Below are 19,001 nucleotides of genomic sequence, written 5' to 3' on the forward strand. Positions count from 1 at the left end.
CGAACCTGTGGAGGGTTCAATGAACCGTGCGCCGCTATGGCGTGCGGTGGCGGCGTTCGCCGTCATCGCGATCTCAGCAGTTCTGGCGTTCACCATCTCCCCCCGCCTCGGCCTGGACCTGCGCGGCGGCACCCAGCTCGTGTTCGAGTCCAAGGACTCCGCGACCGTCAAGGCCGACGCCGCCGCCACCGACCGCGCCCTTGACGTGCTCCGCCGCCGCGCCGACGCGCTCGGCGTGGTCGATCCCACCCTGGTCCGCTCCGGCGAGAAGCGGATCATCGTCGAACTGCCCGGCGTCCTCGACCCGCGGCAGGCGGCCGAGGTCATCGGCCGTACCGCGCAGCTCGCCTTCCACCCGGTGCTCGGCGTCGCCGAGGCCGGCGACCGCACCGCGGTACGGGACGAGGGCGGCACGCCGCTCAAGATCGGGCCCGCGGCCATCACCGGCGACGGCGTCACCGGCGCCGCCGAACGAAGCGACCCGCAGCGCGGCCCCGGCTGGTGGGTGACCGTCGACTTCCGTGACGCCGACGCCTGGCAGCGGCTGACCGGGGCCGCCGCCTGCGAGCCGGAGGGCGACCCCAAGCGCCGGATCGCCATCGTGCTGGACCGGGAGGTCATCTCCTCCCCGCAGGTGGACCCGTCGGTGCCGTGCCGCGCCGGGATGCCCGGCGGGAGCGCCGACATCACCGGGTCGTTCACGTACGAGGAGGCCCGCGAACTGGCCGTGCTGATCAAGGGCGGCGCGCTGCCGGTGCCGCTCGACCTCGTCGAGCAGCGCACCGTCGGCCCGACGCTCGGCGCGGCGGCGATCGAGGCCAGCGCCAAGGCCGCGATCGCCGGGCTGGTGCTCACCGCCGGTTTCATCATCCTCGTCTACCGGCTGTCCGGGCTGCTCGCCACGATCGCGCTGGCCTGCTACGGCCTGATCTCCTACGGGGCGCTGGTCGCGATGGGCGCGACGTTCACCCTGCCCGGACTGGCCGGGTTCGTGCTGGCCATCGGCATGGCCATCGACGCCAACGTGCTGGTGTTCGAGCGGGCCAGGGAGGAGTACGGCGCGGCCGGGGACGGCGGGCGCGGGTTGCGCCGCGCGCTGGACCGGGGGTTCAAGAACGCCTGGAGCGCCATCGCCGACTCCAACGTGACCACGCTGATCGCCGCCGGGCTGCTGTTCTGGCTGGCGTCCGGCCCGGTCAAGGGCTTCGGTGTGACGCTGGGCGTCGGCGTGCTGGCGTCGCTGGTGTCCGCCATGCTGATCACCCGGGTACTGGTGCAGGCCGCGGTCGGCCGGATCTCGCCGCGGGTGTCCGGGCTCGCCTCCCAGGGGGCCGTGCGGACCTGGCTCGCGCACCGCAAGCCGCGGCTCATGCGGGCCGGGAAGGTGTTCTTGACGGTCGCGGGCGGGCTGGCCCTGGTCGCCCTGGCCGGGCTGGTGGTGCGCGGGCTGAACGTCGGGGTCGAGTTCACCGGCGGGCGGCTCGTGGAGTTCGCGACCAGCAGGCCGGTACCGGCCGACGTGGCGGGGCGGGCGGTCGCGCAGGCGGGGTTCCCGACGGCGGTGGTGCAGGCGAGCGGCGACGGCGTCACCGTGCGGGCCGCCGAACTCGGCCTCGCCGAGACGGCCAGGATCGAGCAGGCGCTTGAGCCGCACGGCGGCGAGGTGACCAAGCGGCGCGAGGAGTTCATCGGCCCGAGCCTGGGCGAAGAACTGCGCCGCAACGCCCTCATCGCGCTCGGCGTGGCGGTGGCCATGCAACTGGCCTACCTGGCGTTCCGGTTCCGCTGGACGTTCGGGGCGGCGGCGGTGCTGGCGCTGCTGGTGGACGTGGCGATCGTGGTGGGCCTGTTCGCCTGGCTGGGCAAGCCGATCGACGGGGTGTTCGTGGCGGCGATGCTGACGATCGTCGGCTACTCGGTCAACGACAAGGTGGTGGTGTTCGACCGGGTTCGGGAGCTTTGGGCGGCCAGGCCCAGGGAACCGTTCGCGGCGGCGGTGGACGGGGCGATCGTGCAGACGTTGCCGCGCACCGTGAACACCGGGCTGGGCGCGTTGTTCATCCTGGTGGCGTTGATGGCGTTCGGCGGCGACTCGCTGCGCGACTTCGCCATCGCGCTGGTGGCCGGGATCGTGACGGGCACGCTGTCGTCGGCGCTCGTGGCGGGGCCGGCGGCGGTGGCGCTGGCCAGGTTCGACCGGCGGCCACCGGTCGCGCCCGCCCGGCGCAAGGCCCCGCCGGGGCGGAGCGGGTCGGGTGCGGTGTTGTGACCCTTCGCGATGGCCCCAGCGGGGTACAGAACAGACATGAAGGGTGATCGGGTCGAGATCGTCGTGGACACCAACGACGGGTCGCGGGCCTACGAGATCGTGGCGACGCGGGCCGGGCGGCGGGTCGAAGTGACCATCGGGCGGGGCGTCGTGGAGGTGGCCGAGGTCACGCGTACCGGGACACCGGTGCGTACGGCCCGCTTCATGGCCAGCCGCCTGCTCGCCCTGGTCGAACACCCCGTCCCCAGGCCCCCGGAGCCCGGCGAGACGTTGTGAGGTCATGTGGCGGCGCGCGGCCGGGGTCGCGCGCCGCCCTTGTAAGCGGGGATCGCGGTCAGATGGTGCGGCGGGTGTCGTGCATCGGGGCGCGGGGGGCGGGCACGATCGGCAGCACCTCCCCTTCACCCGCGCCCGCCCGGCGTACCCTCTCCCGCCCCTCGCCCCGTGCGGCCCGCGCGGGCGCCCGATGCCGCCCGCGCCCCCGCCCGATCCACGCCGCCAGCCCGATCGCCGCCGCCAGCCCATGGAGCAGGCACCGAACGCGGTCACCGAGAGCCATAGATCCTCCTTCGGGGCAGGGTCGGCCGTTGCCCCCACCGGACCATTACCGGTGAGTTACCGGACCGATACTTTCCGTAGTTTTGGTACCCCGATTCACGGCTCTTGCACGTCCCATCGGCCGATCGTCGCGGTCACCGGATGGCACTCGCCCAGCCGGGCGAGTTCGGGTTCGGTGAGCGAGACCGCGCCGGGGAAGGTGTCGCCGACCTTCCAGCCCGCGTGGAGTACGGCCTGGCGGAGCGCCGTCACCGGGTTGCCGGTGGCGAGCCAGCCGTGCAGGAACGAGGCGAACAGCGCGTCGCCCGCGCCGGACGTGCTCACCACCCCGCGCGGCGCGACCGCGGCCACCTCGATCAGGCGTCCGTCCCGCAGCCCCATCAGGCACCCGTCGCCGCCCGCGCCCACCGCGGCGACCTCGCAGCCCGGGTAGCGCTCGAAGACCTGCGCCACCCAGCTTCGCGGCGAGCAGGTCAGCCGTTCGTGACTGCAGAAGATGATGTCGGCGACCTCCAGCCACGGCCGGTTGTAGGAGTCGTTCACGTCGCTGATCAGGTGGACGTCCACGGCGATGGGCACCCCCGCGGACCAGGCGTGCCACAGCAGCGGCCGGACGAACGCGGTGTTGGTCAGCACCGCGAGGTCGGCGCCCTGGATGGCGCGCTTGAAGACGTCGATCGGGTACTGGAGCATGTTGACGGCGGCGACGTACGGCTGGCCGCAGCGCCGGCCGTCCGGGGCGACGAGCACGACCCCCAGCGACGACCTCGGCGCCTGGACCACCCCGTCCCCGAGCAGGCCGCGCGCCCGCAGCGAGGCGTTGATCGCCTCGCCCGCGACGTCGGTCCCCACGAACGTGCACAGGCTGGTGTCGTCGCCGAGCGTGCGCATGGTGTCGGCGACGTGGCACGCGGCCCCCGACACCTCGCTGCGCATCCAGGCGGGGAACCGCTGCGGGGTGTACTCGATGGGGAACTCCGTCACGGGCATCGCCATGTAGAGACTCGTGACACCGGCTATGACGACTCTGTTGGTCATGTCTCCTCCGGGTGTGGGTCAGTCGGTGTGCGTGAGGTACGGGGCGGGAACGGGTTCGGCCCGCGGGATCGACGGCGGCTGGGGCAGCCGCATCAGGCGGTAGAGCAGCTTGCGCATGTTCCGGTCGAACCGGCCGGGGGCCGACGTCAACCGGGCCGTCACGGCGGCGTACCGCTCCGGGTGGTGGCTCGCGGCGACCTCGCCGAGCTGAGCGGCCAGCGGCCGGTCGAACCGCAGCCTGGGCGCGATGGCGGCGAGCAGCCCGCCGGCCGACTCCGGATCGACGTCTTCTTCCGTGCCATCGACCAGCAGTACCGGGGCCCCGGCCGCCGCGCCGTACACGGTGACCGACCCGTGGTCCCCCACGACGTGGTCGGCCGCGACCAGCGCCCCGAGCCACTCCGCCTCCGGCGGAACCAGCGCGAGGCCGTCGCGCACGCACTCGGCCAGCCAGCCGCGGACCTGCCACACCCCGTGCCCGAACCAGATGTTCGGGTGCAGCAGCGCGGCCACCCGGTAGCGTTCCTTGGGCAGTTCGGCCAGGACCCAGCGGAGCAGCTCCGCCTGCCGGCCGAACAGCGACCGTTGCCCCCAGGTGGAGGTGACCACCACGAGTTCGCGGTCGTCATCGACCCCGAGGGCCCGACGGTAGGCGGGCCGCTCGGCGGCGCTGGCGACCAGCCGGTCGTACACCGGATCGCCGATGACCTCGGCCACCGGAATGGCCTCCGGGCAACTCCTCGCCAGCCGTTTCAGCTCGGCCCCGTGCGTGAGCACGATCGCCGAGGGAAGGACCATCCCGTCCCTGACCAGCTCCTGGGCGCTGAGGCCGTAGACCCCCTGGCAGGCCACCGCGCCGCCGCCCAGCCGGCGGCTCACCCGTTTGTTGTAGCCGGCGCCGTGCGGAAGGACGACGAGCGGCGAATGGATCTCCTCGATCCCCCCGTAGGCGGCGGAGATCACCAAATCGAAACTGTGCCTGACGGCGACGTGCCAGGGCAACACCGCGCCGCCGAGCCTGCCGAGCAGTTCGGCAACCCCGTTGCCGAACACGTCGGGACCGTTCGTGAACACCACCTGGATCCGCAGATCGGCGGCGAGCAGGTGAGCAACGTCCATCAGACGCTGCCCGGAGGTAACCGTGTGTACGATCATGAGTGCGGTCCGCCTGCTGCGGCGGGTCACCCACCGCTGCGCATCGGGCCCGACCGGTACGTGGAACCCCTCATTACAGGACATCGCGCTTCCGAACTCCCCTTCAAACAAGGCGCGGGCGCACTGCGCGCCGTATCCCCCCGGCCGTGTGTGGTCCCCGTCGTCACGGCCCGTTTCGAGAGTGCGCCGCAAGCCTGAACGAAACCTTGCAGCAACCGTGATGCGGCCCCGGAGACGGGCCGGCGGGGGGTGGCGGGATGTCGCGACCTGGCATCGATCACAGAAGCGTTGTGGACCGTTACCAAAAAACGCGAGAAGCTATCGGGAAGTGGGGCATTTACCTGCCGGAAGGACACTCGTGGAGTTCCGAATACTCGGCTCCGTGGAGATGTGGGCCGATGGGCAGATGCGCGAGCTCGGCACGACCAAAGAACGATACGTGCTGGCCATACTCCTCCTCAAGCTGGGCCAGCCGATACCAATCGAAACTATTATCGATTGGGTTTGGGGCGAGGCACCGCCTTCCAAGGTACGCAGCAACGTGTACGCCTATATGGCCCGACTGCGCCGCCGGTTACCCGACGGCAAGGCGGCGCTTACCGTGCGTTCCGGAGGCTACGTCCTCAACATCGACCCCGAGTACGTTGACCTGCACAGATTCCAGAGACTGAACGAACAGGCACGGAGCCTCGCATATCAGGGGAATGCGACGGAGGCACTGCGCCTGTTCAACAAGGCCGAAGAATTGTGGCGCGGCGAGCCGCTTTCCGGACTTTCCGGAGAATGGATTACGAGCATTCGGACCAGCCTGGAAAGCGAACATCGGTCAGCCATCAAAACACGTTTGGGGCTGGAACTCGACGCAGGCCACCATACCGAGGTGCTGGGCGAGCTGTATTGGCTGGTCGACCAGCATCCTTACGACGAGTCCTTCGTCGAACAGTTGATGATCGCTCTGTATCGGTGCGGACGCCAGAGGGACGCCCTGGAAACGTACCATCGGATGCGCCATCGCATGGTCGAGCAGCTCGGCACGGAGCCGGCCCCCTCCCTGCGTGGCACATACCAGCGCATCCTGCGCGGCGATCCCGAACTCGCGGCGCCGCACATCCTGCCGCCCGCGCCGAGCGCCCCGGTGACCCAGAATCTGCCCCGCGACATCCCGGACTTCACCGGCAGGGAGGCTGATCTACGGCACCTGTACGAGGCGCTGGACACCGGCCTGACAGCCGTGACGATCGAGGCCATCGACGGCATGGCCGGGATCGGGAAGAGTGCGCTCGCCATACATGCCGCGCACACACTGGCGGACCGCTACAAGGACGGGCGCTGGTTCCTCTCGTTGCGCGCCCATGACCCGAACCATCCGCCGCTCTCCCCCGCCGAAGGGCTCCAGATCCTGCTGCGCGACATCGGTGAGAATCCGCGCCGCATCCCCGAAGGACTAGAATCGAGGGCCGCTCTGTGGCGGGCGCGGCTCGCCGAGCGGCGCATGCTGATCGTGCTTGACGACGCGGCCGACGCCGATCAGGTCCGGCCGTTCCTGCCCGGCGCGCCCGGCTGCCTCGTCCTGATCACCAGCAGGCGCCGGCTCACCGGGCTGGAAGGTATCCGGCCGCTCTCCCTGGACGTTCTCCCCCCGCACGAGGCGGCCCTGTTGTTCCGGCGCATCGTCGGCCACGACCGGCCCCTCGCCGCTCCCGATGTCAACAGGCTCGTGCGGCTATGCGGACATCTACCGCTCGCCGTGACGATCATGGCCGACCGGCTCCGCCATCGCCCGGCCCGCGCCGTCGGCGACTTTGTGACGCGATTGTCCCAGGACCGGCTGGCCGAGATGCACACCGGTGACAATGATCTGAACAGCACTTTCGAGCTGTCCTACCGCGAACTGTCCCGCCAGCGCCAGCGGGCCTTCCGCCGGCTCAGCCTGCACATCGGCGCGGATTTCACCGCCGCATCGGCGGCGGCCATGATCGGCAGTGACCTGCGTACGGCGGAACGCACCCTGGAAGAGCTGCTCGACCACCATCTCATCCAGGAGCCGCACTCCGGTCGGTTCCGGTACCATGACCTGCTCAGGGAGTACGCCAGGCGGCGGGCCACCGAGGAGGAGTCGTCCGGCGAGTTGCGTCGCGTTGTCCACCGCCTGCTCGACTTCCATCTGCACGCCGCCGACCAGGCCGACCGCATCCTGTATCCGCATCGGCGACGCGCCACGCCATGGATCGCCCACCCGCCTTCCGGTTCGCCGTCCGTGAGCGACCCGGATTCCGCGACCGAATGGTTGCGCACCGAGCGCGACAATCTGCTCAGTTGTGCCTATCACGCAGCGGAGCACGGCCTTCCGTCTCACACCGTGAACCTGTCCCTCGTGCTCGCGACCTACCTGGAACGCTCGGCGCACTGGGCTGAAGCGGCCCGCCTGCACGAGACCGCGCGCCTCCTGTGTCAGAAGACCGGCGACAGTGGCGCGATGGCCCAGGTGGAGTTGGAGCTGAGCCTCATCCGAAGCCGTACTGGCCGTTACCAGGACGCCATGGAACTCGCCCAGCACGGCCTTGCCACTTTCCGCACCCTCGGCGACCTCCACGGGGAGGCCGATGTGCTGGACCACCTTTCCAGGGTCAGTTGGCATACCGGTCGCAGCCACCTCTCGCTCGCCTACGCCGACAAAGCCCTCGGTCTGTACCAGCGCACCAAGGATCAGTACGGGGAAGGAAAGGCGCACCTGCATCGGGGGATAGCTCTCTTCCATCTCGGACGGACCGAAGAGGCGGCAGACGCCTTCCAACGGTCACTGGACATCGTCCGCATCACAAAGGACCGTGCGACGATGGCGTTGGCCCTCAACAATCTGGGGGAGCTCGAACTTGGCCGGGGCAATCTGCAGCGGGCCCTTGAGCTGTTCAGGGAATCGCTGGCGACCCTGCGTGCGTCAGGGTGGCGGCAGAACGAGGCCGTGGCGTTGAACAACATCGCGAATGTACTGCGGCGTCAAGGCACCCTTCAGGAGGCGCTGTACTTCTATCGGCAGGCGCTCTCCGAGTACCAGGCCACCGGTGATCGCCGCAATGAGACGGACGCCCACAACAACATCGGAGCCACCTACCTGCTGCTGAACCTCGTTTCTGAGGCCCTGACCCATTTCCACAAGGCGCTCACGGTCGCCGAGGAGATCGGTGATCCCTATGGGCAGGCTCTGGCGCTTCGAGGTCTCGGAGACGGCCGGCAACGACACGAACAGTACGACCTAGCCTACGAGACCTACGAGCGCGCGCTGGCCATTGCGCGCGAGGTGGACAATCCGCTCCTGCAGGCGGACTGTCTTCAGGGACTCGGCGAGGCGCTGCTTCACACCAAAGGGCGTGACCAAGCGGAGATCCACTGGCGAGAAGCCCTGACGCTCTACGAGCGGCTCGGATCCCCAGAAGCAGAGGCCGTCCGGGCACGCCTGCATTAAGGCTATCCGCCCGTTTCCCGGTGCCGCGTCAGAGAAAGAGATCAGCTACTATGCGGAGGCTACGGTAAGGCTGACGTTGCCCTCGGTCAAGCTTGTCACGGCGAAGAGTGACAGCGAGGTACGCCACCGGTCCACACTCGCCCGACCGGCGAAGTGACCGCCGGTTCGCCTACCGCTGGCACGAGGTCACAAGAGGTTCACTAGGCCACCCCTTGAGCGCAGGCCGTCCAGACAGCCATATCCGGCAATTGAGCCTTCAGGGGCTCAGAGAATTTTATACCACGTTGAATATCGCCTGGTATACCGGGCCAGGATAATGCGCCTCTCATTATCGACAGCAACCTTGACTTCCTTGGCTATCATCGGTCGTGTGTCCATAATAGGAGCTTCGACGCGGACGCCTTCGTGCCACACCACACGACCCAGCCGAGGGACTCAATGAACGTTCAACCTCGTCAAGTTCATGCTTCTACCGCGCGACTCGGACATCAGGGACGGAAGCGTGCATTCTTAGCCAATCCAGATAGATCACAATATTTCTGCACACCTTATCTCCCGGCCAACACCTGACCTGAACTGTGATAGCGTTGTTCCGACTTTGGCATGGTTTGCCGTCAACGTCGCACCATTAAGAGCCGATCAAGGATTGGACTGATTGTCATGGTGGCGATGATCAGCATCGCGAGCTGGATGATGATGGACATCGTTGTAAACGGCATGATGATGGACATATTCAAAGAGGTCGTCGAAAGTATCGACAAACTCCATATCAGCCTCTCGATGATAGACCTGTGACATCGAGCCACTTTCGAGGAACACAGATAGCAGCCATTTCAAGCCTTGACCAGGCCTCGACGAATTACTGCGTTCTACAAATCCGAGTTGCGCCCCCACCTCTTGTGACCCTTGAAGTCCGGGCACACTGATACGTTTCTACGTCCGTCGGTCACCTTGCGCGATTCTGGCCTCCTGTGTGACCAGGGGGCCAGGATTGCCAGTGTGGAAGCTGTGACCAGCATGAACGTCAGCGGTGGCAGGCCCGCACAACGTGATGTCGACAATGTGATCGGCTTGTTGAGTGGCATGCTGTGCCAAAGCACCGGTATACGTACAAGCCACCCCGCCGACGAGGAGTCGATTATGACCTCAAGACAGTTCGAGCCCCCGTCTGGCACTCGTGACTTCTTGGCCGCCGACCTGAGGGTGCGGGATCACGTGTTCTCGGTGATCCGGGAGGTGTTCGAGCGATATGGGTTCGAGCCGCTGCAGACGCCCGCGTTCGAGCGGTTGGAGACCCTGACCGGCAAGTACGGTGACGAGGGCGACAAGCTCATATTCAAGATTCTCCGGCGGGGTGAGCACGAGGCGAGTGGGGAGGCCGATCTCGCCCTCCGTTACGACATGACGGTCCCGCTGGCGCGGGTCGTCGCGGCGTACGGGTCGCAGCTCCCGACCCCCTACAAGCGGTTCGCGATGGGCCCTGTGTGGCGGGCCGACCGTCCGGGGAAGGGGCGGTTCCGGGAGTTCGCGCAGTGTGATGTGGATGTGGTGGGGTCGGCCTCGCCGTTGGCCGACGCTGAGGTGGTCTGCGCGGTGGCCGATGCGCTGGACGCGACCGGGGTGGGCGACTTCCGGGTGCTGGTGAACTCCCGGCGGGCCCTGACCGGCCTGCTGGAGGTGTACGGCGTGCCGTCCGAGGTCGGCGGCGGTGTGCTGATCACGCTGGACAAACTGGACAAGCTGGCGCCCGGCGACGTGGCCAGGGAACTGGCCGATGCGCGTTCCCTGGACACCCTGACCGCCGAGGCCCTGGTCGGCGACCTGACCGCCGAAGACGCCGTCGAGCGGATGCGGACCGTCCTGAAGGACAGCGAGGCGGGCCGTGCCGGGCTGGCGGAGATCGACCGGCTGCTCGACCTGGCCGGGCCCACCGTGGGCGTGGGCCGGATCGCGTTCACGCCGAGCCTGGTCCGGGGCCTGGACTACTACACCGGCGTGATCTTCGAAGTGGTCGCTGCGGGGATGCCGGGCTCCATCGCGAGTGGCGGCCGGTATGATCACCTGATCGCGGCGTTGGGCGGGCCTGATGTGCCCGCGTGCGGCGGTTCGCTCGGTGTGGAGCGGATCATCGGGCTGCTGAGCGACGCGGAAGCGGAAAGCGGGCGGATCGACGTCGCGGTCACCGTCATGGACCACGATTCGCTCGCGGAGGTGATGGCCTTCACGGGCGGGCTGCGGAGTGCGGGCCTGCGCAGCGAGGTCTATCTGGGGTCCAGCCGGAAGCTGGCCAAGCAGTTGAAGTGGGCGGCCGACCGGCGAGCCCGCTTCGCGCTCATCTACGGGCAGCAGGAACAGGCCGAGGGCACGGTCACGGTCCGGGACATGGACTCCGGGGAGCAGAATCAGGTCCCCGTCGATCAGCTCGCCTCTCACCTCCGAGAACGGTGACCTGCGCGGTCATCATCGGGACCAGGTTTCGCGGCCGGGCCAGGCGATGTCATCGACCGCCAGGAACGGCTCGCCGGCCACGGTCGCCGGGGTGGCCCCGGTGAACGCCAGTACGTCCCGGTGCATGTGAGGCTGGTCGGCGTAGCCCGTCTCCGCCGCGACCCGGGCGGCGTCCTCGCCCGCGGCCAGGCGGTGGGCGGCATGGTCGAAGCGGACGAGCTTGGCGGCGCGCTTGGGCGGCAGACCGATCTGTGCCCGGAAGCGGGACCACAACCGCTTACGGCTCCACCCCACCTCGGCCGCGAGTCCGTCCACCCGGGCCAGACCCCCACTGCTGACGATCCGGTGCCAGGCACGGGCCACCTCCGGGTCCACCGGCGGCCCCGCCTCGTACCGGCGAGCGAGCAGCGCGTCCAGCAGGGCGAAACGGTCCTCCCAGGAGGAGATGCCGCTCAGCCGTTCCCGGATCTCGGAGACCTCCCGGCCCCACAGGTCGTCCAGGGGGACCACGGCGCCGTCCAGCTCTGCCGGGGAGACGCCCAGCACCGCACGGGCGATCTGTGGAGGCAGGCGCACCTGCACGCACTCGATGTTCTCGCCGCGCGCCCACACCGCGCCGCCCGAGCCGGTGCCAGGACCTGCGGCGATGCTCCCACGCTGCCGCCCGGCCGAGTAGTCCACGACGGGCATGCCGCCACCGAATTCCAAGATCATTGTCACCGCCGGGTGCGGAATCATCCGGAGGGCATCAAGATCACGGACCCGGAACCCGGCCATGCCGACCCCGCCCACCCGGCTGGGCCGCCGCGGGCACGCGACCCCCCACACCGCCGTACCGTGCACGAACGTCCGCACGGCCCCATGCTATGTGAGGAACATTCGTTCAAGACGGGGGCGCGTACCAGCGGTGACAGTGACCTCATGACCGAATCCACGATCATGTCATTGGACGACGGCGACATCTACGTGTCGGAGGATGGTCCCCGCGACGCTCGTGCGCTGCTCCTCCTGCATGGCTCCGCATCATCGACCCGCTCATGGGACGCGATGGTCCCGTTGCTGACCGAATCCCACCATGTCATCCGGATCGACCTCCTGGGACACGGCGGCTCAGGCAAGCCGGCCGACCGCAGCTACGCGCTCCCGGAGCAGGCACGCCGGATCGGCGTCGTACTGGACCGGCTCGGCATCGAGCACGCCACCGTTGTGGGCCACTCCAGCGGCGGCGTGGCCGCCACCGCCCTCACCGAGCAGCGCCCCGACCTGGTGAGCGCACTCGTACTCATCAACACCGGCCCCCACCTTGGCGCCTACATCCCACGCGCCGGCGGCATCTCCGCCGCGCAGTGGCCGCCGTCGGACGACCAGCTCCGCGAGTTCGCGAGCACCGGTTTCAGCCGGCCGGGCTACCAGATCCCGCAGCAACTCCTGAACGAGGTACGCCACATGACGTACCACACCCTCACCGCGACCATGCAGGCCACCACCGAGTACCTGACCCAACAGGCACTCCCGGACCGGCTGGCCGCCCTCGGCAAGCCACTCCTCGTCATCTTCGGCGAGGACGACCGCCGATGGCGTTCCACATCCGCCGCCGACTACCGCATCGTCCCGGGGGTAAAGGTCGAACTGCTCCCCGGCCTCGGCCACTCCCCCATCCTCGAAGACCCACCAAGAACCGCCGCTCCCCTCCTGGCCTTCACCGCCACCCACACCCCACAGGTGACCTGACCCCCACCCCCGCAGCCGTACCAGCCCCTGCCCCACACCCGTGCCGGGGCTGGTCCTGCGGTGACCTCAGTAGCCGTCACTCCGGCAAGACCAAAGCCCGCCCACCTGGAAATGGACGCGCTGGCCCGTCATGTGGCCGCAGGAAGTCACCGATGCCAGTGCGAGGCAGACGGCAAATTTCTTCACACCGCCGATTGTCCCCTTTCACGAAGCGTTCACGGCGAGTACGGCCATCCGGCGCGGTACGGCGCGAGCCCGGACACACCGAGCAACGCATTAATACTCCTCGGCCATTTACCCCGATAACATCCCATCCCCAACACCGATCTCACCTCGGCCGTGACCCTTTCTTGACTATGATCGAACCCCGTCAGATGCTGAGGATGCCCTGGTGCCGTGGTGTGGAGGTAACGTGCGCAGTGATGTCACGCGGGCACACTATGACCGGCTTGCGACCAGCTTTGATGAGAATTGGGCATATAGTCCGGATTTCATCGCGTGGATGACCGGCACGATCGTCGACCGGCTCAACCTGCGCCCCACCGACACGGTCTTGGATCTCGGCGGTGGTACCGGCCTGTACTCGCGGGGTATGGCCCAACACGCCGCCATGGTCGTCTGTGCCGATCCCTCCAGTGGCATGCTGGCGCAATTGCCCTCCGACGCGCGGCTTGCCCCCCTACACGCGGGAGCCGAGGAAATCGTCGATGCAAAAATACGACTTCCGCACGAGGCATACGACGCCATCCTGCTCAAGGAGGTCGTCCACCACCTCGACGACCCCGCCCGCATTCTCGCCGGTCTGGCCCGCCTATTACGACCGGGGGCACGAATTCTCGTGGTGATGCTGCCCACGATGATCGACTATCCGCTGTTCGACGCGGCGCTGAGGCTCTTCCAGCAACGCCAGCCAGACCCCGAACACATCGCCGAGGCCATGACCGGTGCCGGTCTACGTGCCGAGGTCACCTGCGAAGGGTTCCCGCTCGCGTTCGATCGTGAGCGCTACATCGATATGGTCCGCAGTCGATACATGTCACTGCTGTCCAGCTTCAACGATGCCGAATTGGAGCAGGGCGTCCAGGAGATCCTCGCCCGTCATCCAGGCCCTGAAGTGCGTTTCACCGATCGGTTCGCTTTCGTGCTGGGAACGGCCCCATGAGCGTGGAATTCGACGGCCGCCTGCACCAGCTCCGCAACGAGTTGGACGACCACTCCCGCGTGGCCCGGCATCTGGGGCTGGACCTGGAGCGGCCGATCAAGTCCATCGGCGACGGCTACCCGGAGAACGCGATCGCTCTCGTGGGGAAGATCGCCGAGCGGATTCTCAAGCAACTCTGGCGGCACCACAATGTTCCGGGCGACCCCGGAAGCAGGGCGCTGAACGAGCTGATCAAGGGCGCTTCGCCGTACATCCGAAGTAGCAATGTCGTGGACGCGTTCCGGGACATCCAGCGATTGCGCAACCGATCCACCCACGACGGGTACGAGATCGCCGACGAAGACGGGCTGACGGCGGTACGGCGGCTGCTGGATGTACTGGCGTGGTTCAGCAGTACCGGGAGCGGCATTCTCAGCGGGGATGTGCCCAAGCTCGCGCCGGATGTCGCGGCCAAGGCGGAGTTCCTCGCAGGACTGTACCTGACCCTGGACTTCAAGCCGGTCAAGCGCTTCGAGCTGTCGCGCAACACGCTCTACCAGCTCTTCTTCCGGGAACGCGGGCTGCGGAGTGAGTACATTGAGCTGCTGCTCAGCAAGAGCGTCGATGATGTCATCCAGGTCTTCGACGCCACCGGCGGCGAGTTACTGCAGACCCGGCTTCCCAAGCTCACCCGCTTCCTGATCCTGGAGCAGAACGGCACCATGCAGCGGCCGGGGCCACTGGGCGAGGACTTCCGGGTGGTGACGTACGAGCGGTTCATGGATGCCTTTGTCGACCTTGATCGGCACCTGGCCGACGTCGCCGGCGCCTACCCGACGCCGTCGGACGCCGAGCAGATCACCGTTTCCGGCGACCTGCTCACCACAGACGATCAGACCGGTGAGCAAAAGATCATCCGGGTGGGCGCCGCCGACCGGTTACTGGACGAGGTGGCGACCGCGGGCGGGAACCTGCTGATCGTCGGCCGGTCCGGCACCGGCAAGACGACGCTGCTGAAGCAGCTTGTCGCCCGTTCGGCGGCGGCGACCGGACGGCGGTACCGCTTCTACTTCGACATGAGTCTCAAACGGCGTGATGAGGACTTCCGCGACTTCGTGACGCGCACGCTCGCGCCGTACATGTCGGTGGAGAACACCCACGTGTTCGATGTGTTCCACTATTTCGCCCGCTCGGGGTCGGTGCTGTGCGCGCTGGACGGCATCGACGAGGCGGTACCGTCCATGACCCAGGCGGGTTTCCTGGAGCTGTTCACCGAGCTCGCCCAGGTACTCTCGGCCGAATCGGCCGTCGTCACCACCTCTCGGGTTTCGTTCCTGGAAGACACCCCGCAGGTGCGGCGCCTGCTGGACGGCACGGCGCTGGTGTCGGAGAAGCTCGTCCAGCAGCTCCACGCCCAGGGGGTGAACCCGCTGCAGGTGCCCCGCTTCTCGGCGTTGCGGCTGCACGACGACCCTTCCAATACGACACCGCTGCAACGACGCCTATCCCACCGGCTCGTACCCGGAGCCGAACAGGCTCCGCACCTCGCCGAACTGGCCTGGAAACACATCGAGCAGACCGTTGCCGAGGCCGGGCTGAGCCATAGACTGCCCGCGATCGTCGGCTACTTCGGCGCGGCGTTCCTACGCGACCAGGCCACCTTCGGCTTCATCGACATCGTCAACCACCTGGGCATCGAAGTGTTCGACCGTGGGCGGCTGAGCTACGACGCATTCCGGCTGCGCCCGCTGTTCCGTCCCGCCGATGCCTCCAGCGTCGCCTTCGCCCACAGCGCGTACCAGGAGCTCATGGCCGCCGACCACCTCCGCCTGCCGTCCAACCGGGAGGCGGCACTCGCCGGTGCCGTCCCGCCCCGGCTGACCGAGCAGGTCCGTGAGTTCCTGTTCCGCCGTTCGCAGGCGTCGGCGATCAATGACGACTGCGTGCTGCCCACCGGCACCTATCTGGTCGGGCCGAGCCACCACCTGATGCTCCGCAGGATCGAGCGTCCGGTGCGGTTCGACCGGTTCCTGGTCACGGTCGAGCGGTACAACCGGTTCCTGGACGCCGTACGGCAGGGCGGCTCTCAGCAGTGGGACCACCCGGACATGCCCAACGGCATCACACACGAGCCCTGGCTGGAACGCCTGCGCGTGCCCGGCTACTACACCGACCCTGCGTATGCGAATCATCCGGCGATCTGTGTCAGTTCCTGGAGCGCGTACGCGTTCGCCGCCTTCGATGGCAAGCGGCTGCCCACCTCCACCGAGTGGGAGGCCGCCGCGCGCGGCACTGACGGCCGGTTGTTCCCCTGGGGTGACGACATCGACCTGGGCATCGTCAACTGCGCCGATTCCTGGAGCGGCCGACCGCTGATCACCTACGAGACGTGGCGGGAAGAGCTCGACGGCGGCCGGCTGGGGCGGGCCATGCCCGGCCCGGTCGACGACCATCCCGGCAACGTCTCCCCCTACGGCATCAGGGAGATGGCCGGCAACGTGTGGGAGATCACCTCTACCGTGCTTGACGACCTCGGCGAGGTCGTCATCTGCGGCGGCTCCTATGACAATCCCTTCCGCGCGCTGCAGACCTCGTCCAAGGGACTGGCCCGCAGACGGATCAGCAGCAACGCGGTGGGGTTCCGCTGTGTGGAGGAGGTGCGATGAGCCAGCGATTCGGCCGCATCGTCGATCGCATGCCGTACGGCAGCGGCAGTACCGGCCGCCTGGGCACCTACGTCGTGGAGGACGCCGAGACCGGGATCAGGCACAGCTTCATGTACGCCGACATCGTGACCGAAGGGTTTCGCACCATCCGGACCGGCGAACGCGTCCGCTTCACCGTGCCCGCCGACGATCCGGAACGCGCCGCCTACGTCATCCGCCTTGACCTGCCGGACATCGAGGACTACTACCGGTGACCGGCCTGGCACGGCACTGCCTCATCGCCGTCTACCAGGCTCACTTCCCTACGGCACCCACCTGGGCCGAAGGCCCTCTGGTCCTGCGGCATCGCAGCATGAGCTCCACCGCCGCCGCGCGGAGCGATTACTACCGCGCCAAGGCCGCCCGTACCCTGTACGGCACCGCCGACACGCCGCGCCGCTGGCACGACTCCGCTCGCCGGCGCATCGGGGACATCGAGATTCTGGGCGTCGAAGCTTTGCGCATGAACGAGGGACACGGCCTGGTCGCCGTCCACCTGCGGTGCCTCCGCGGTACGCCGATCGAACTACTGAGATCCCTGGCCGGACGCCGCGACGCCGCCCCGGTCCCGTTCGACCCGCAGACGCTTGTGGACGGCCAGGCCAAGGTGGAGCCTGACACCCGGCCGTACACCGTTTCCTTCGCCACGCACGGTAAGGGCGGGCTGCCCCGGCTGTACCGCTCGATGCGGTACCGGCGTTGGCCGGTCGCCAGCCAGTGGTTGTGGTCCATGGCCTCACGGACCAGCCTGGTGGACTACCCGCCCGACCCGAAGAACCTCGAACCCGCCGACAGTGACATCATCCGCCTGTCGGTGGACTGGCAGGCGATCGTCCTGCGCGACGGCGCGGCGATGGTCGGGCTTCGCCCCGACCAGGGACATGAAGACCCCTTCTTCGGTTATGCCGCGGTCTATGTGCGGTCGATCTATCTCGATGCCGTACTTCTCGGCCTCCTTCAAGAGCAGGCGCTGACCGCGTTGGAGGAGCGGATGATGGCGGCGCTGGATTCCTCCATGGCCGCCACGATGGCCGCTCTGGAACGAGATGTGAGCTCCTTCCGCCACCAACTATGGGCCCAGCACCTGACCCCGCACGGCATACCGAACCGGCTGCTCAGTGCCTATCAGCGCGAACATGCGCTCCGTGATCGCTTCGACCAGATCCTGACGGAGATCAGCGACTTCAACCGCCTCGCCCGCGACGACGAGAGCCGTAGCGTCAACGCCACAGTGGTGGTGTTCACCCTCCTCACCGTGCCGGTAGGCATCGCGCTCGCCCTGCTGCAGGTCTTGGAGACCGACGACCTGTGGCTGATCACCACGGTGTCATTGGCCTGCCTGCTCCTGACCGCTCTGCTGCTGCGCACCCGCTCCGCCCGCCTGGCCATCCGCGCCCTTCGCCGCCGCCTCACCCAGTGATCAAAGCCCGATGGTGCCCTCGGATTCAGGTGGAGTACAGACCGTCCCAGGGCCCGCCGAATCCGAGCGCTCTGCCCAGTCGTATTCGTCTTCTTGGCCGCTGTGTCCTTGTTCGAGGAGCAGGCTGAAGAGTACGCCGTCAAATACGAGCTGAAATGGTCGGATGGCGATACCGCAGTATTTCCGCTGGGGCGGCTTGTCGAGGAGTCCGTCCATTCGGGCCTGTGCGCGGGCGACGGCCGAGTTGGTGGCGTGGGGGCGTTGTTGCTTGTTCCCGCCAGGTTCCGGTGCACCAGATGTCGGACTCGACGTACCGGCCCGCGAAGTCGAATCGGTGGGGTACGACATATAGGCGCTTGTGGTCCTCCAGTTGCCGGAGGCCGTTACCAGCTCGTTGAACTTCTCGCGGAAGGTGTAGGTGATCGAAGCGAGGAACTGGCCGTCGGCGTAGTGGTCGGCGGAAAAAACGAGATGCGGTAGCCGCATGACCAGGCGTCCTGCCGGAGCACCAGACCCGGCACGAGCCCAATGGAGATGCCTTTGACCTGGTCCAAGCGGCCGGTTAAAAAGGGTTTATTGTGTCGGTGTGGTAGCCGGGCTTGCGGGCGATGGGGATGATTTCGGGTACGGGCACGATGGAAACCGTACTGCCGAGCATAGAATGGCTTCGCCGATTGCTAGTGGTTTGCGCCACGGATATGGTCAGGTTTCGCAGCATCCTGAGGAAGTGGGTTCAACGGCAACGGTACCCGGTGATCCCGCCTTGCGGAGGAAGCATGTTTCGCCTTGGGAAATACCAGGAGTTCCAGAATTGGCCGGTAGCGATACAGTAGCGTGGGGCGAAGCCCGGCGGAGAAGGAACAGGCCGAGCGGAGCGAGGGCGATTGGGTGGGTCCCGCCGGGGGCGGGATGGGTTGGAAGGGCGGTTTCAGGCGGTGTCGTAACGCAGGGCCGAAGCGTTCTCAGGTTGTAAGACCGAGTAGCTGTAGGCCGTCCATTGGGTGGCTGCGGTAGTGATCGGTGGCGGCGGCGATGTTGGTCCAGCCGATCAGGCGGACCAGGCCGATGGCCAG

The 19,001-nt window shown here is 67.6% G+C and carries 15 protein-coding genes; 10 read left to right on the forward strand and 5 right to left on the reverse strand.

Annotation, left to right across the window (positions count from 1 at the left end; all coding sequences use genetic code 11):
- Positions 1–19: 19 nt before the first annotated feature.
- Both secD and ACH34R_RS33340 read left to right on the forward strand, forming a co-directional pair.
- Positions 20–2,269, forward strand: coding sequence for a protein translocase subunit SecD (secD, locus tag ACH34R_RS33335; protein ID WP_397565532.1), 2,250 nt, complete (start codon positions 20–22; stop codon positions 2,267–2,269).
- Between the two features lie 36 nt (positions 2,270–2,305).
- Complete coding sequence (locus ACH34R_RS33340; protein ID WP_397565533.1) at positions 2,306–2,545, forward strand: hypothetical protein; 240 nt, start codon at positions 2,306–2,308, stop codon at positions 2,543–2,545.
- 58 nt (positions 2,546–2,603) lie between these two features.
- Here the strand turns inward: ACH34R_RS33340 and ACH34R_RS33345 are convergent, their stop codons facing one another.
- From ACH34R_RS33345 to ACH34R_RS33355, 3 genes are all read right to left on the reverse strand, one after another.
- Entirely contained in the window at positions 2,604–2,828 is a 225-nt protein-coding gene (locus tag ACH34R_RS33345; protein WP_397565534.1) for a hypothetical protein, read from the reverse strand.
- A 95-nt stretch (positions 2,829–2,923) separates the two neighbouring features.
- On the reverse strand, positions 2,924–3,865 hold the full coding sequence (locus tag ACH34R_RS33350; RefSeq protein WP_397565535.1) for a carbohydrate kinase family protein: 942 nt from the start codon (positions 3,863–3,865) through the stop codon (positions 2,924–2,926).
- Between the two features lie 18 nt (positions 3,866–3,883).
- Positions 3,884–4,984: a hypothetical protein gene (locus ACH34R_RS33355; protein ID WP_397565536.1), complete on the reverse strand. Its 1,101-nt coding sequence runs from the start codon at positions 4,982–4,984 to the stop codon at positions 3,884–3,886.
- Positions 4,985–5,408: 424 nt separating this feature from the next.
- Here ACH34R_RS33355 and ACH34R_RS33360 point away from each other — a divergent pair, with 424 nt between their 5' ends.
- The 3 genes from ACH34R_RS33360 (at position 5,409) to hisS (ending at position 10,931) form a co-directional block, all read left to right on the forward strand.
- Positions 5,409–8,483, forward strand: a complete 3,075-nt coding sequence (locus tag ACH34R_RS33360) for a BTAD domain-containing putative transcriptional regulator (protein WP_397565550.1) — start codon at positions 5,409–5,411, stop codon at positions 8,481–8,483.
- A 660-nt stretch (positions 8,484–9,143) separates the two neighbouring features.
- On the forward strand, positions 9,144–9,278 hold the full coding sequence (locus tag ACH34R_RS33365) for a hypothetical protein (protein WP_397565537.1): 135 nt from the start codon (positions 9,144–9,146) through the stop codon (positions 9,276–9,278).
- Between the two features lie 345 nt (positions 9,279–9,623).
- Positions 9,624–10,931 (forward strand): histidine--tRNA ligase, encoded by a 1,308-nt coding sequence (gene hisS, locus ACH34R_RS33370; RefSeq protein WP_397565538.1) that lies wholly within the window; start codon positions 9,624–9,626, stop codon positions 10,929–10,931.
- Between the two features lie 12 nt (positions 10,932–10,943).
- Here hisS and ACH34R_RS33375 read toward each other — a convergent pair whose 3' ends face one another.
- Positions 10,944–11,786, reverse strand: a complete 843-nt coding sequence (locus tag ACH34R_RS33375) for a helix-turn-helix domain-containing protein (RefSeq protein WP_397565539.1) — start codon at positions 11,784–11,786, stop codon at positions 10,944–10,946.
- 66 nt (positions 11,787–11,852) lie between these two features.
- On the opposite strand from ACH34R_RS33375, the gene ACH34R_RS33380 reads away from it, so the two are divergent.
- The 5 genes from ACH34R_RS33380 (at position 11,853) to ACH34R_RS33400 (ending at position 17,928) form a co-directional block, all read left to right on the forward strand.
- On the forward strand, positions 11,853–12,662 hold the full coding sequence (locus ACH34R_RS33380; RefSeq protein WP_397565540.1) for an alpha/beta fold hydrolase: 810 nt from the start codon (positions 11,853–11,855) through the stop codon (positions 12,660–12,662).
- Between the two features lie 412 nt (positions 12,663–13,074).
- On the forward strand, positions 13,075–13,824 hold the full coding sequence (locus tag ACH34R_RS33385; RefSeq protein ID WP_397565541.1) for a class I SAM-dependent methyltransferase: 750 nt from the start codon (positions 13,075–13,077) through the stop codon (positions 13,822–13,824).
- Entirely contained in the window at positions 13,821–16,469 is a 2,649-nt protein-coding gene (locus ACH34R_RS33390) for an SUMF1/EgtB/PvdO family nonheme iron enzyme (protein ID WP_397565542.1), read from the forward strand. The genes ACH34R_RS33385 and ACH34R_RS33390 overlap by 4 nt, the downstream gene beginning before the upstream one ends.
- The gene (locus ACH34R_RS33395; protein ID WP_397565543.1) at positions 16,466–16,723 is read left to right on the forward strand and encodes a hypothetical protein; all 258 of its coding nucleotides are present in this window, start codon (positions 16,466–16,468) and stop codon (positions 16,721–16,723) included. The genes ACH34R_RS33390 and ACH34R_RS33395 overlap by 4 nt, the downstream gene beginning before the upstream one ends.
- A 98-nt stretch (positions 16,724–16,821) precedes the next feature.
- Positions 16,822–17,928 (forward strand): hypothetical protein, encoded by a 1,107-nt coding sequence (locus tag ACH34R_RS33400; RefSeq protein WP_397565544.1) that lies wholly within the window; start codon positions 16,822–16,824, stop codon positions 17,926–17,928.
- On the opposite strand, the gene ACH34R_RS33405 is transcribed toward ACH34R_RS33400, so the two are convergent.
- Positions 17,929–18,414, reverse strand: a complete 486-nt coding sequence (locus tag ACH34R_RS33405) for a hypothetical protein (RefSeq protein ID WP_397565545.1) — start codon at positions 18,412–18,414, stop codon at positions 17,929–17,931.
- Positions 18,415–19,001: the final 587 nt, after the last annotated feature.

Origin of the sequence: Spongiactinospora sp. 9N601 (genome assembly GCF_044326295.1) — a bacterium.
In the GTDB taxonomy this organism is placed as follows: domain Bacteria; phylum Actinomycetota; class Actinomycetes; order Streptosporangiales; family Streptosporangiaceae; genus Spongiactinospora; species Spongiactinospora gelatinilytica.

Excerpts from the sequence above, each read along its gene's own strand:
- secD (WP_397565532.1), top strand. The coding sequence starts at position 20 with ATGAACCGTGCGCCGCTATGGCGTGCGGTGGCGGCGTTCGCCGTCATC.
- ACH34R_RS33340 (WP_397565533.1), top strand. The coding sequence starts at position 2,306 with ATGAAGGGTGATCGGGTCGAGATCGTCGTGGACACCAACGACGGGTCG.
- ACH34R_RS33345 (WP_397565534.1), bottom strand. The coding sequence starts at position 2,828 with ATGGCTCTCGGTGACCGCGTTCGGTGCCTGCTCCATGGGCTGGCGGCG.
- ACH34R_RS33350 (WP_397565535.1), bottom strand. The coding sequence starts at position 3,865 with ATGACCAACAGAGTCGTCATAGCCGGTGTCACGAGTCTCTACATGGCG.
- ACH34R_RS33355 (WP_397565536.1), bottom strand. The coding sequence starts at position 4,984 with ATGGACGTTGCTCACCTGCTCGCCGCCGATCTGCGGATCCAGGTGGTG.
- ACH34R_RS33360 (WP_397565550.1), top strand. The coding sequence starts at position 5,409 with ATGTGGGCCGATGGGCAGATGCGCGAGCTCGGCACGACCAAAGAACGA.
- ACH34R_RS33365 (WP_397565537.1), top strand. The coding sequence starts at position 9,144 with ATGGTGGCGATGATCAGCATCGCGAGCTGGATGATGATGGACATCGTT.
- hisS (WP_397565538.1), top strand. The coding sequence starts at position 9,624 with ATGACCTCAAGACAGTTCGAGCCCCCGTCTGGCACTCGTGACTTCTTG.
- ACH34R_RS33380 (WP_397565540.1), top strand. The coding sequence starts at position 11,853 with ATGACCGAATCCACGATCATGTCATTGGACGACGGCGACATCTACGTG.
- ACH34R_RS33390 (WP_397565542.1), top strand. The coding sequence starts at position 13,821 with ATGAGCGTGGAATTCGACGGCCGCCTGCACCAGCTCCGCAACGAGTTG.
- ACH34R_RS33395 (WP_397565543.1), top strand. The coding sequence starts at position 16,466 with ATGAGCCAGCGATTCGGCCGCATCGTCGATCGCATGCCGTACGGCAGC.
- ACH34R_RS33400 (WP_397565544.1), top strand. The coding sequence starts at position 16,822 with ATGAGCTCCACCGCCGCCGCGCGGAGCGATTACTACCGCGCCAAGGCC.
- ACH34R_RS33405 (WP_397565545.1), bottom strand. The coding sequence starts at position 18,414 with ATGCGGCTACCGCATCTCGTTTTTTCCGCCGACCACTACGCCGACGGC.